Below are 12,736 nucleotides of genomic sequence, written 5' to 3'. Positions count from 1 at the left end.
ATCTTCTTCTTGCAAAACGGGTGGAGTCCATAGATACGGTTACCGCCAACAGCGAGATCATACGAAACCTGGATACGCAGCGTGTCTTGTAGGGTGGGCACTCGTGCCCACGCGGATGTTGAACGCTACGAACGGCACAGGCAACAGCCCCATGACCGCTCGCCCACCCGGGCTTTCATCACGCGGCCGCACAAAAGAAAAGGCGCTTACCCGTCCAGGGGCAGCGCTTTTTTTCATGCCTCACGCCGCTTATTTCAGCATCGACTCCAGCGCATACAGTTCGGCCGGCTCTTCGCGGCGGCGCACCAGGTGCATCTGCTCGCCATCGACGATCACCTCGGCGGCGCGGCCGCGGGTGTTGTAGTTCGAGGCCATGGTCATGCCGTAGGCGCCGGCGCTCATCATCGCCAGCAGGTCGCCCGGCTGCACGGCCAGTGCGCGTTCGCGCGCCAGCCAGTCGCCCGATTCGCACACCGGGCCGACCACGTCGTACAGTTCCGCCACGTCGCCGCTGCGCGGCGCAACCGCCTTCATGTCCATCCAGGCGCCGTACAGGGTCGGGCGCATCATGTCGTTCATGGCGGCGTCGATGATGCAGAAGTTCTTTTCGACGCCCGGTTTCAGGAATTCCACGCGGGTCAGCAGCACGCCGGTGCTGGCGACGATCGAGCGGCCCGGCTCGAAGATCACCTTCACTGCACGGCCGTCGTGGCGCGCGGCGCGCCAGGCGTCGATGCGGGCGAACAGGCGGCCCAGGTAGTCGCCCACCGGCACCGGCGGCGCGTCGCCCGCCGCGCCGTAGTCGACGCCGATGCCGCCGCCGATGTCCAGGTGATGGATGTGGATGCCTTCGGTGTCGAGCGTATCGATCAATTCGATCAGCTTGTCCAGCGCTTCGAGCAGCGGGGCGTCGTCGAGCAGCTGCGAGCCGATGTGGCAGTCGATGCCGACCACGTCCAGGTGCGGCAGGCCCGCGGCGGTACGGTAGGTATCAAGCGCGTCGTCGAAGGCCACGCCGAACTTGTTGGCCTTCAGGCCGGTCGCGATATACGGGTGGGTCTTGGCGTCGACGTTCGGGTTCACGCGCAGCGACACCGGCGCGCGCTTGCCCATGCTGCCGGCCACCTCGTTCAGGCGGTGCAGTTCCGGGATCGATTCGACGTTGAAGCAGAGGATGCCGTGTTCCAGCGCCAGGCGCATCTCATCGACGGTCTTGCCGACGCCCGAGAAGATCACCTTGCCCGGGCTGCCGCCGGCGGCGATCACGCGCAGCAGTTCGCCGCCCGAGACGATGTCGAAGCCCGCGCCCGCACGGGCCAGCAGGTCCAGGATCGCCAGGTTGGAATTGGCTTTCATCGCGTAGCAGACCAGGGCGTCGCGGCCCTGGCAGGCGTCGGCGTAGGCGGCGAAGTTTTCCAGCAGGGCCGACTTCGAATAGACATAGGTCGGGGTGCCGAATTCCTCGGCGACGCGGGACAGGGCGGTGCGTTCGGCGTGCAGGACGCCGTCTTGGTACGAAAAATGCGACATGAATCTGGGAGCGGGATCTTATTGTTGAGGAGGGACGCTGGTCGGCGATGGCAGCGCCGTGCCTGCGCCTGGCGCTGGTGCCGTCGTCTGCACCGGCGCCGAGCCTGGAGCCGAGGTCGGGGCAGGTGCGGGTGTGGCGAGCGGCGTGGCGCCCAGCGTGGCGTTGGCCGGCTTGGCTGGCGGCGTCGGCATGTAGAGCGGGCCGGTCTGGCCGCAGCCGGTCAAGGTGACGGCAAGCGCGAGCAGCGCGGCAGAGGGAAAGAGCACGTTGAGTGACTTCACGATTAGAATCACGGTTTGATCAAGACCTTGGAGTGTAGCATGACCGAAACCGAATTTTTGGACCTGGCCGAATCGACGCTGGACCGTATCGAAACCTGCTTCGACGACCTGAACGACCAGGACGTAGTCGACGTCGAATGCAAGCGCAGCGGCAATGTGTTGGAGATCGAATTCATCGCCAACGGGTCGAAGATCATCGTCAACAGCCAGGCGCCGCTGAAGGAGATGTGGGTGGCGGCGCGGGCCGGGGGCTACCACTACAAGCGCGTGGGGGACGAGTGGAGGAATACCCGCGATGACAGCGAGTTCTTCACGGCGCTGTCGGACCTGGCGACGCAGCAGGGTGGGGCGCCCGTGAAATTGGGATAGTCAGCGCAGGTTTTGTAGGGTGGGCATCTGTAGTGCTGGCATTTAGCCAGCCCTACTGCCCACGCGGTACCCCGGTTGATTGTCNCGCTGTCGGACCTGGCGACGCAGCAGGGTGGGGCGCCCGTGAAATTGGGATAGTCAGCGCAGGTTTTGTAGGGTGGGCATCTGTAGTGCTGGCATTTAGCCAGCCCTACTGCCCACGCGGTACCCCGGTTGATTGTCGATATGTGGTTCGAGGCGGTATCGGGCGCATGGCGGTGATGTTGTGGTAGGCCACGGTACGACCGCGTGGGCACAAGTGCCCACCCTACGGCATTACGAATAGCAAGCGATCCGTGCCGATAGTTGTAGGGTGGGCACTCGTGCCCACGCGGTGCCCCGGTTGATTGTCGATATGTGGTTCGATGCGGTATCGGGCGCATGGCGGTGATGTTGTAGTAGGCCACGGTACGACCGCGTGGGCACAAGTGCCCACCCTACGTGAAAGAATATTTCACCGATGCGTCTTGGATGAAATATTCTTTCATTCAAAACTGCGTTAGAACAGCTCGTTCCTCACCGCGTCCTGCGCCTTCTGCTGCGCCGGCGGCGGCGGTGCCCCGACGTCGAGCGACTGCACGCCCGTGCCCGGCGGGTTCTCCGCATAGTAGTAATCGCCTTCCGCCATGATCAACCCCGGCGGCACTTCGCGCTCTTCCACCGGCACGCCTTTCAAGGCGCTTTGCATGTAGCCGATCCAGATCGGCAGGGCCAGGCCGCCGCCGGTTTCCTTGTTGCCCAGGTTCTTGGGCTGGTCGTAGCCCATCCAGGCGATGCCCACCAGCTTCGGCTGGTAGCCGGCGAACCAGGCGTCGATCGAGTCGTTGGTGGTGCCGGTCTTGCCGGCGATGTCGGTGCGCTTCAGCGTGGCCGAGGCTTTGGCGGCGGTGCCGTAGCGCGCCACGTCCTTCAGCATCGAGTCCATCAGGAAGGCATTGCGTGCATCGATCACGCGGTTCGCCTCCACACCCGCGCGTTCCGGCCGCGCTTCCGACAACACCTTGCCCGCGCTGTCGGTCACCTTCGAGATCAGGTAGGGGCTGACGCGGTAGCCGCCGTTGGCGAACACGGCGTAGGCGCCGGCCATCTGCAGCGGCGTGGTGGCGCCGGCACCCAGGGCCAAGGTCAAATAAGGGGGATTCCGTTCGGCGTCGAAGCCGAAGCGGGTCGCGTATTCCTGGCCGTAGCGGGCGCCGATGCGGTTCAGGATGCGGATCGAGATCATGTTCTTCGATTTCGTCAGGCCGCGGCGCATCGTCATCGGGCCTTCGTAGCGGGCGTCGTAGTTCTTCGGCTCCCAGGCCTGGCCGCCGGTCTGGCCGGCGTCGAAGGAAATCGGCGCATCGTTCACCAGCGTCGACGGCGACAGGCCGCGCTCCAGCGAAGCCGAGTAGATGAACGGCTTGAACGAGGAACCCGGCTGGCGCCAGGCTTGCGTCACGTGGTTGAACTTGTTGCGGTTGTAGTCGAAGCCGCCCACCAGCGCCTTGATCGCGCCATCCTCGGTGCTGGCCGCCACAAAGGCCGACTCCACTTCCGGCATCTGCGTGATCTTCCAGGCCGAGGTCCCGTCCTGCATCACGCGGATCAGCGCGCCGCGGCGGATGCGGCGGTTCGGCGCCGCCTTGGCGGACAGCCAGCTCGATGCGAACGACAGGCCCTGGCCGCTGATCTTGATTTCTTCGCCGGATGCCAGCACCGCCGTCACCTGCGACGGCGCAGCCTGCAGCACCACGGCGGCCACGATGTCGTCGCTGTCGGGCTTCTCGGCCAGTTCGGCCTCGATGGCTTCGTCGGCTTCGGTCTTGTTGCCCGGGATTTCGATATAGGATTCCGGGCCGCGGTAAGGATGACGGCGCTCGTAGTCCATCACGCCACGGCGCACGGCCAGGTAGGCGGCGTCCTGGTCGGCCTTGGTGATGGTGGTGAACACGTTCAGGCCGCGCGTATAGGTGTCTTCCTTGAACTGCTCGTACACCAGCTGGCGCGCCATCTCGGCCACGTACTCGGCGTGCACGCCAAAGGCGGTGCTGTCCGACTTGATCTTCAGTTCCTCGGCCTTGGCGGTCTCGAACTGGGCGTCGCTGATGTAGCCCAGCGAATGCATGCGCTGCAGGATGTACTGCTGGCGCGTGCGGGCGCGGGTCGGGTTCACGACCGGGTTGTAGGCCGATGGCGCTTTCGGCAGGCCGGCCAGCATCGCCGCTTCGGCCACGCTGATGTCCTTCAGGTCCTTGCCGAAGTAGATCTGGGCTGCCGACTGGAAGCCGAAGGCGCGCTGGCCCAGGTAGATCTGGTTCATGTAGACCTCGAGGATCTGGTCCTTGGTGAGGTTCTTCTCGATCTTCCAGGCCAGCAGCGCCTCGTAGGCCTTGCGCTTGAGGGTCTGTTCGCTCGACAGGAAGAAGTTCCTTGCCACCTGCTGGGTGATGGTCGAGGCGCCCTGGCGCGAGCTGCTGGTGGCGTTGTGCAGGGTCGCGCGCAGCACGCCCATGTAGTCGACGCCGCCGTGCTGGTAGAAACGGTCGTCCTCGATCGACAGCACCGCCTTCTTCATGACGTCGGGAATGTCCTTGAAGCGCACCAGGGTGCGGCGTTCCTCGCCGAACTCGCCGATGAGGACGTTATCGGCCGTGAAGATCCGCAGCGGCATCTTCGGCCGGTAATCGGTGATGGTGTCGAGGGCCGGCAAATTCGGGTAGGCCATGGCCAGCGCAAAGACCACCAGCAGCACGCCGGTCAGGGCCAGGCCGGCGAGACCGCCGATGGCCCACAGCACCAGGCGCTTGGCGCCGAACTTGTTCGGAGAAGACTTGGAATCGGTTTTGGATTTCATGGCGTTCACATTGTTGATCCATCTCATTATAAGACAGGGGCTTTTGTGACGGTACGAACTGAACAGAGGAGTGTGGTTGATGGCAGTCCGACAAAGCCTGTTTCCAAGCGTGTAACGAGTGTGGCATGCGCGCGCCGGATTCTAGTGTTCCTGTGCAGAAATATCTTGTCGGTCTGCACCCTTATTGCTACGATTTAACGTGATGCCTCATATATGTGCAATAAATAGCCTTTTTATGCAGGCTTCTCAACCAATTCTTTCCCCCACGCGGGCGTTCAAATATCATTCTGCTCCGGCAGACAGCAGTGAGGGAGTACGCTCGTGATCAACCTAGGTTCGCTGTTCGGCAAGGCCAGCCCGCCTTTGGCCGGCCTCGACATCAGCACGTCGGGATTGCGCCTGGTGGAGCTGGCCGACGCCGGCAAGGGCACGCTGCGCCTCGAGCGCCATGCCTTCGAAGCCCTGCCGCGCGGCGCCGTGGTCGATGGGAATATCGAAAATTTCGACCAGGTGGCCGAGGCCGTGCGCCGCATCTGGAAAAAGAGCGGCACCCGCGCCCGCAACGTCGCGCTGGGCATGCCGCCGGCCGCTGTCATCACCAAGAAAATCATCCTGCCGGCCGGCATGGGCGAAGACCAGCTCGAAGTGCAGGTCGAGTCCGAGGCCAGCCAGTACATCCCGTTCGCGCTCGATGAAGTGAGCCTGGATTTCGACGTGGTCGGCCCGGCCGCCAACTCGCCGGACGACATGGAAGTCATGCTGGCCGCGGCGCGCCGCGAAAAGGTCGAGGACCGCGTGGCGCTGGCCGAAGCGGCCGGCCTGGTGGCCACCGTGATGGACATCGAATCGTATGCCGCACGCGCGGCCCTGGAACGGGCCCACGGCGGCGGCAAGGACAAGATCGTGGCGCTGTTCCAGATCGGCGCCAGCATGACGCAGGTCTCGGTGCTGCTCGACGGCGACACCGTGTATGAACGCGAACAGCCCTTCGGCGGCCACACGCTGACCCAGGACGTCGTGCGCACCTATGGCTTGAGCTATGAAGAAGCCGAGGCGCGAAAAAAAGCGGGCGACTTGCCGGAGAACTTCCGCGCCGATCTGCTGGCGCCCTTCCTGGAAAGCGCCGCGCTCGAAGTCACGCGCGCGATCCAGTTCTTCTACACCTCCACGCCCTACACCCGCATCGACCAGATCTGGCTCGCCGGCGGCAATGCGCTGTTGCCGGGCCTGGTGGAACTGATCGGCGGGCGCACCCGCATCCCGACCGCGCCGGTAATGCCTTTCGACGGTATGCTGCTGGCCCCCGGCCTGCGCGAACAACAGCTGCGCCAGGAAGGCCCGGCCTGCCTGGTTGCCTGCGGCCTGGCCCTGCGGAGGTTCGGATGATCCGGATTAACCTGCTCCCGCACCGGGAAGCGAAACGCAAGCAGAAGCAAAAGGCCTTTGCCGCCATGCTGGTGCTCGGCGCCCTGCTGGGCGGCGCCATCGTGCTGCTGGTGGGCGGCTGGAACGCCAGCCGCATCGCGATCCAGGAACAGCGCAACCTGGCGCTGAAGAACGAGAACGCAAAGCTCGACAAGAAGATCAAGGACATCGCCAACCTGAAGGAAGAAATCGAGGCGCTGAAGTCGCGCCAGCAGGCGGTCGAGGATTTGCAGGGCGACCGCAACCAGCCGGTGTATTTGCTGGACGAACTGGTGCGCCAGACCCCGGACGGCGTGTTCCTGAAATCGGTGAAGCAGGACGGCCAGCGCGTGACCCTGAACGGCTACGCCCAGTCGCAGGAGCGCGTGGCCGAGATGCTGCGCAATTTGTCCGGCCAGTCGCCCTGGCTGGAGCAGCCCGACCTGACCGAGGTAAAGGCGGCCACCGTGACCCAGAACAAGCTGGCGCGCAAGGCCGTCGAGTTCACGCTGGCGGTGAACATCAAGCGCCCGCGCGAAGCCGAGGAAGCCGAAGGCGGCGAAGGTGGAGAAGGCAGCGAAGGCGGCAACAAGAAAGGCCTGGCGACATCGGCCCTGGCGGCAAAGGATGGAGCCACCCCATGAACATCGACCTGAAACAATGGAGCGCCGACCTGGGGGCCCAGTTCGAGGGCCTGCAGGGGCGTCCGCCCGGCCAGTGGCCGCTGGCGCCGCGTTTGCTGTGCGCGGCCGGCATGATGGCGCTGGCCATCGTGTTCGGTTACTTCGTCTACTGGCAGGGCCAGTTCGAGGCCCAGGAAGCCGGCGCGGCCCAGGAAGCCAAGCTGCGCACCGCCTACCAGAAGAAGATCGCGCAGGCGGTCAACCTGGAGGCGCTGCAGGCGCAGAAAGTCCAGGTCGACCAGTCGGTCGAGCGCCTGGAGAAGCAGTTGCCGAGCAAGGCCGAGATGGCGGCGCTGCTGTCGGACATCAACCAGGCCGGCGTCGGCCGCGGCCTGGCGTTCGAGCTGTTCCGCCCGAACCAGCCGGTGGTGCGCGACTATTACGCCGAGCAGCCGATCGATATCCGCATCAGCGGCAGCTACCACGACCTCGGCGCGTTCGCCGCCGACATGGCGCACATGCCGCGCATCGTGACGCTGAATAACATGTCGCTCGAGACCAACAAGGACGGCAGCCTGACGCTGGAAGCCATCGCCAAGACCTTCCGCTACCTCGACCCCGAGGAGCTGTCCGAGCAACGGGCCGCGCGCCTGAAGGCAAAGGCCGGCGGCAAGGGCGGCAAAGCCGGCGCCAAAGGCAGCAAGAAGGCGAAAGGGGCCGCGAAATGAAGATGAGCCAAGGCATGCTGGTGATCGTGCCGGCCCTGCTGCTGGCCGGTTGCGGCGACAGCGATGTGCGCGAAGTGCGCAGCTGGATGGACCAGGTGAAAAGCGAAACCAGGCCGAAGGTAAAACCGCTGCCGGCCTCGAAGGAATTCATTCCCTTCGCCTACGACCAGGGGGGCGCGGTGGACCCGTTCAGCCCGGCCAAGATGGCCGAGGCCGGCCTGCTGGCCCAGGCGCGCAGCGCGCTGCAGCCGGATTTGAACCGGCAGCGCGAGGCGCTCGAAGCCTACCCGCTGGACACGATGACGATGGTCGGCATGATGCAGAAGGGCGGTGCCAGCTTTGCGCTGCTGCGCATCGAGAGCAGCATCTACCGCGTGCGCGCCGGACAGCACCTGGGCCAGAACTTCGGCCTGGTGACGCGCGTCACGCCGGCGGCAGTGGAAATCAAGGAAATGGTACAGGACGCTAGCGGCGATTGGGTCGAGCGCATATCGAAGCTGGAGTTGCAGGAAAGTAAGGAGACTGGGAAATGACCCAATTAGCAATGAACAGCGGCGCGGCGCGCTTCCTGCCGGGCTGGCTGTTGCGCTCGAGCGCGGCACTGATGGCGTTGATGGCGAGCGTGCTGCTGGGCGTTGGCATGGCCCGCGCCCAGGCGCCTGCGAACGCCATCGAGTCGATCAGCGCCAACCAGCAGGGCGCCAACGTGGTGCTGAACATCGCCATGCGCGAGGCCCCGGCCAAGCTGCCGCTCGGCTTCGCGATCACGAACCCGGCCCGCGTCGCCCTCGACTTCGGCGCCACCGCGAACGCCAGCGGCAAGAGCACCCATGACGTCAACCTGGGCGACCTGCGCAGCGTGAACGTGATCCAGGCCGGCGAACGCACGCGCCTGGTGCTGAACCTGAAGCGCACCGTGAGCTACAGCGCCGCCATCAGCGGCAAGTCGATCCTGGTGACGGTGGATGGCGCCGGCGCCGGCGCGGCTGCGTCGCAACCTGTGCAAATGGCGGCAGTGGCCGATACCCGTGCGGCCAGCCGTCCGCAGCTGCGCAACCTCGACTTCCGCCGCGGCAGCAACGGCGAAGGCCGTGTCGTGGTCGACCTGGCGAACAGCCAGACCGCGGTCGACGTGCGCCAGCTCGGCAACCGGGTCCAGGTCGACTTCCTGAACACCGCGCTGCCGGAAGCGCTGCGCCGCCGCCTTGACGTCACCGATTTCGGCACGCCGGTGTCGAACGTCACCACCACCGCGCAAGGCAGCAACGTGCGCATGGTGATCGAAGCGCAAGGCCAGTGGGAACAATCGGTCTACCAGAGCGAAACCCAGCTGGTGGTCGACGTGCGCGCCGTGAAGGAAGACCCGAACAAGCTGGGCGGCCCGCAGGGCTTCCGCGGCGAGAAGATCAGCTTCGACTTCCAGAACATCGAGGTGCGCGCCGCGCTGCAGGCGGTGGCCGACATCTCGGGCCTGAACATCATCGCCGCCGACACCGTGAGCGGCAGCCTGACCCTGCGCCTGAAGGATGTGCCCTGGGACCAGGCGCTCGACGTCATCCTGCAGTCGAAAGGCCTGGACATGCGCAAGAACGGCACCGTGCTGTGGATCGCGCCGAAGGAAGAACTGCTGACCAAGGAAAAGCTCGAGCTCGAGCAGCGCGCGCAGATTTCCGACCTGGAGCCGCTGCGCTCCGAGATCTTCCAGCTGAACTACCAGAAGGCCGAGTCCTTCCGCACCGTGTTCGGCCTCGACGCCGGCACCGGCGCCGCCGGCGGCAGCGACCGCAACCGCGTGTTGTCCAAGCGCGGCAGCGCCATCATCGACCCGCGCACCAACCAGCTGTTCGTGACCGACATCGCCGCAAAAATCGAGGACATCCGGATGCTGATCCAGAAGACCGACATCGCTTCGAAGCAGGTGCTGATCGAGGCGCGCCTGGTGGAAGCGAACGACGGCTTCTCGCGCAACCTGGGCGCCAAGATCGGCTTCAACGATGCGCGCAACGCCGCCGGCGGCGATGCCGGCTACGGCGTGGGCGGCAGCAACCGCCTGGCCCTGAGCGGCACCCTGGCCGGCGCCGGCGTGGTCACCGGCCAGTCCAGCGGCAGCAGCTTCGACAACTCGACCCTGGTGAATCTGCCGGCGGCGGCGATCGGCGGCATCAACGCGCCGAGCCTGGCCTTCAGCCTGTTCTCCTCGTCCGACAACCGCTTCCTGAACCTGGAGCTGTCGGCGCTGGAAGCCGACGGCAAGGGCAAGATCATCTCCAGCCCGCGCGTGGTCACCGAAGACAAGATGGTGGCCGTGATCGAGCAGGGCATCGAGCTGCCGTACCAGGTGGCGTCGTCGAGCGGCGCGACCTCGATCGAATTCAAGAAAGCCAACCTGCGCCTGGAAGTGATCCCGCAGATCACCCCGGACGGCAACGTGGTGCTGGAAGTGGATGTGAGCAAGGATTCGAAGGGCGAGGAAACCCGCGCCGGCTTCGCCATCAATACCCAGCACGTGAAGACCAAGGTAATGGTCGAGAACGGCGGCACGGTGGTGCTGGGCGGGATCTACCAGCAGACCGAGCGCAGCAACGAGAGCAAGGTGCCGCTGCTGGGCGACGTGCCGGTGCTGGGCTATCTGTTCAAGACGCGCGGCCGCGAGAGCACGAAGACCGAACTGCTGGTCTTCATCACGCCGAAGATCGTGGCCGAGCGCGCGGCGGTGACGCGCTGAGCCGAGCGGCAGCAGCAAGGCTGCCGGCATTGGATGCAGTACCGCAGCGGCACGTAGGACACGTGTCGCTGTGTCGTTTCAAAAGCCGGGCCGTATGCCGGCTGCATGAGTGACCAACAACCAACAATCGAGAAAAACTGGACCTACGATGCAGCACTTCCCGAACTCTTCTTCGTCCGCGGCGTCCCTGCGCCTGGCGGCCCTGACCCTGGTCGCCGCGGCGGCCCTGAGCGCCTGCGGCGGCGGCAATCCCGGCTCGGTAGCCGCACCGGGCGGCGCCAGCGGCGGCACCGCGCCGACCACGCCGACCACGCCAACGGTGCCCGCGGCGCCGACCGTCAGCCTGGCCCTGGCCAGCACCGGCGGCCAGGCCAGCAATTCGCTGAGCGGCGCCACGCCCCTGACCGTGCAGGCCACGGTCAAGGATGCCAGCGGCAACCCGGTAAAGGAGGCGATGGTCACCTTCGCCACCGACGCCAGCCTGGCCATCTTCTCGCCGTCGGCCGGCACCGCGCTGACCGACGACCAGGGCGTGGCCCGCATCAGCCTGCGCGCAGCCAGCCTGGCCGCCGGCGGCGCCGGCAAGCTCACCGCCACCGCCAGCGTGAACGGCGCCACCATCGTCGGCGAACGCAACTTCCAGGTCGGCGCGACCACGCTCAGCTTCGGCACCGTGACCACCGGCGCACCCCAGATCCAGGCCTATAACTCGACCGACATCACGGTTCCGGTACTGGCCGGCGGCGCGCCTTATCCGAACCAGGTGAACGTCAACTTTACCTCGGCCTGCGTCATCGCCGGCAAGGCGACCCTGGCCGCCACCGTCGCCACCAACAACGGCGTGGCCAAGACGGTCTACCGCGACAAGGGCTGCGCCAACGACGACGTCATCACCGTTACCGCCGACGGCGTCTCGGTGCCGGCTACCGTGCCCCTGAAGATCGCGCCGCCGCCGGCCGCGTCGGTGCAGTTCGTCTCGGCCGACCCGGTCGAGAAGTCGATCGTGATCCGGGGGCAGGGCGGTATCAACCGCACCGAGACGGCGACCCTGAAATTCCGCGTCTTCGATATCTTCGGCAGCCCACTGCCGCGCCGCGAAGTGACATTCCGCGTGTCGGACCCGGCGTCGGTCACCCTGAACAAGTCCACCGACACCACCGACGAGAACGGCGAAGTCATCACCACGGTCAATTCGGGCTCGGTCGCGACCTCGTTCCGCGTCTTTGCGACGCTGCCGAACACCGCCAGCGCCACCCGTCCCGACGATATCTCGACCACCTCGGACTCGATCGTCGTCACTACCGGCCTGCCGGTGCAGCGCGCCTTCTCGCTCACCGCCGAGAACTACAACCTCGAGGGCCTGAACAAGGACAGCAGCCCGACCAGTCCGGCCACCCGCGTGCAGGTGATGATCGCCGACAGCTTCGGCAACCCGGTCCCGGACGGCACCCCGGTCGTGTTCCAGACCAACATGGGCTCGATCGGCTCGTCCGACAAGGGCGGCTGCAGCACCGTCAACGGCGGCTGCTCGGTCGACTTCCGTACCCAGGATCCGCGCAGCCACGAGAAGAACCAGCCGGCGACGCCTTGCAACACCGGCAGCAGCGCCCTGCGCAGCGATGACAGTGCGCGCGCCGGCCTGGCGACGGTCTGCGCCAGCAGCAGCGACGGCACCAACACCATCTTCAGCAAGATCGGCCTGTTCTTCGGCGGTTCCGGCGCAACCAAGGTATACATGAACGGCAACCCGCTGGGCAACGGCGTGACCGACCTCGGCACCGTGCGCGCGGCGGATTCGAAGGTGTTCGTGCTGCAACTGAACGACGAGAACCTGAATCCGCTGCCGTTTGGCACCCGGATCGAAGTGAGCAACGCGGTCAACGCGGCGTCCGCGGCCATCGTGCCGGCGACCGTGCCGAACATCTATCCGCACACCGCTGCGGGCGACGACATCACGGGAACCAGCATTACACGCGACACGCCGGCCCAGGGTTCGAGCCACACGTTCTCGATCTCGAACCCGAACGCGGCCAGCTGCACGGCCCCGGTAACGGCCACCTTCAACGTCACCGTGACGTCGCCAGGTAACGTTGTCACCACGATTCCGTTTAAACTGACGTTCAGCTGCCCATAAGCGGGTAACCGCAGCGGGTGACCGTAACAACAAACGGCCAGGCTTGAACTGGCCGTTTGTCTTTTT

10 protein-coding genes are annotated in these 12,736 nt (G+C 65.6%); 7 read left to right on the top strand and 3 right to left on the bottom strand.

What is annotated here, in order from left to right:
- Positions 1–249: 249 nt before the first annotated feature.
- Entirely contained in the window at positions 250–1,530 is a 1,281-nt protein-coding gene (gene lysA / locus QWL29_RS18600; protein WP_305824366.1) for a diaminopimelate decarboxylase, read from the bottom strand.
- Positions 1,531–1,548: 18 nt separating this feature from the next.
- Positions 1,549–1,797, bottom strand: coding sequence for an LPS translocon maturation chaperone LptM (gene lptM / locus QWL29_RS18595; protein WP_305824365.1), 249 nt, complete (start codon positions 1,795–1,797; stop codon positions 1,549–1,551).
- Between the two features lie 54 nt (positions 1,798–1,851).
- Here lptM and cyaY point away from each other — a divergent pair, with 54 nt between their 5' ends.
- Positions 1,852–2,181 (top strand): iron donor protein CyaY, encoded by a 330-nt coding sequence (gene cyaY / locus QWL29_RS18590; RefSeq protein ID WP_305824364.1) that lies wholly within the window; start codon positions 1,852–1,854, stop codon positions 2,179–2,181.
- A 538-nt stretch (positions 2,182–2,719) separates the two neighbouring features.
- On the opposite strand, the gene QWL29_RS18585 is transcribed toward cyaY, so the two are convergent.
- A complete protein-coding gene (locus tag QWL29_RS18585) occupies positions 2,720–5,056 on the bottom strand; it encodes a penicillin-binding protein 1A (RefSeq protein WP_305824363.1) in 2,337 nt (778 codons plus the stop codon).
- A 321-nt stretch (positions 5,057–5,377) separates the two neighbouring features.
- On the opposite strand from QWL29_RS18585, the gene QWL29_RS18580 reads away from it, so the two are divergent.
- From QWL29_RS18580 to QWL29_RS18555, 6 genes are all read left to right on the top strand, one after another.
- The gene (locus tag QWL29_RS18580) at positions 5,378–6,442 is read left to right on the top strand and encodes a pilus assembly protein PilM (protein ID WP_305824362.1); all 1,065 of its coding nucleotides are present in this window, start codon (positions 5,378–5,380) and stop codon (positions 6,440–6,442) included.
- On the top strand, positions 6,439–7,104 hold the full coding sequence (locus QWL29_RS18575) for a PilN domain-containing protein (protein ID WP_305824361.1): 666 nt from the start codon (positions 6,439–6,441) through the stop codon (positions 7,102–7,104). Before QWL29_RS18580 ends, QWL29_RS18575 begins: the two co-directional genes overlap by 4 nt.
- A complete protein-coding gene (locus tag QWL29_RS18570) occupies positions 7,101–7,811 on the top strand; it encodes a type IV pilus inner membrane component PilO (RefSeq protein ID WP_305824360.1) in 711 nt (236 codons plus the stop codon). The genes QWL29_RS18575 and QWL29_RS18570 overlap by 4 nt, the downstream gene beginning before the upstream one ends.
- Entirely contained in the window at positions 7,808–8,344 is a 537-nt protein-coding gene (locus tag QWL29_RS18565) for a pilus assembly protein PilP (RefSeq protein WP_308635732.1), read from the top strand. The genes QWL29_RS18570 and QWL29_RS18565 overlap by 4 nt, the downstream gene beginning before the upstream one ends.
- Positions 8,341–10,536, top strand: a complete 2,196-nt coding sequence (locus QWL29_RS18560; protein WP_370663716.1) for a type IV pilus secretin PilQ — start codon at positions 8,341–8,343, stop codon at positions 10,534–10,536. Before QWL29_RS18565 ends, QWL29_RS18560 begins: the two co-directional genes overlap by 4 nt.
- Before the next feature lie 148 nt (positions 10,537–10,684).
- Entirely contained in the window at positions 10,685–12,670 is a 1,986-nt protein-coding gene (locus QWL29_RS18555) for an Ig-like domain-containing protein (RefSeq protein ID WP_305824358.1), read from the top strand.
- Positions 12,671–12,736: the final 66 nt, after the last annotated feature.

Source organism: Massilia brevitalea (assembly GCF_030711405.1).
GTDB lineage: Bacteria > Pseudomonadota > Gammaproteobacteria > Burkholderiales > Burkholderiaceae_D > Telluria > Telluria brevitalea.
The sequence above is the reverse complement of the archived record's forward strand: the minus strand, read 5'-3'. Positions and strand labels throughout refer to the sequence as shown.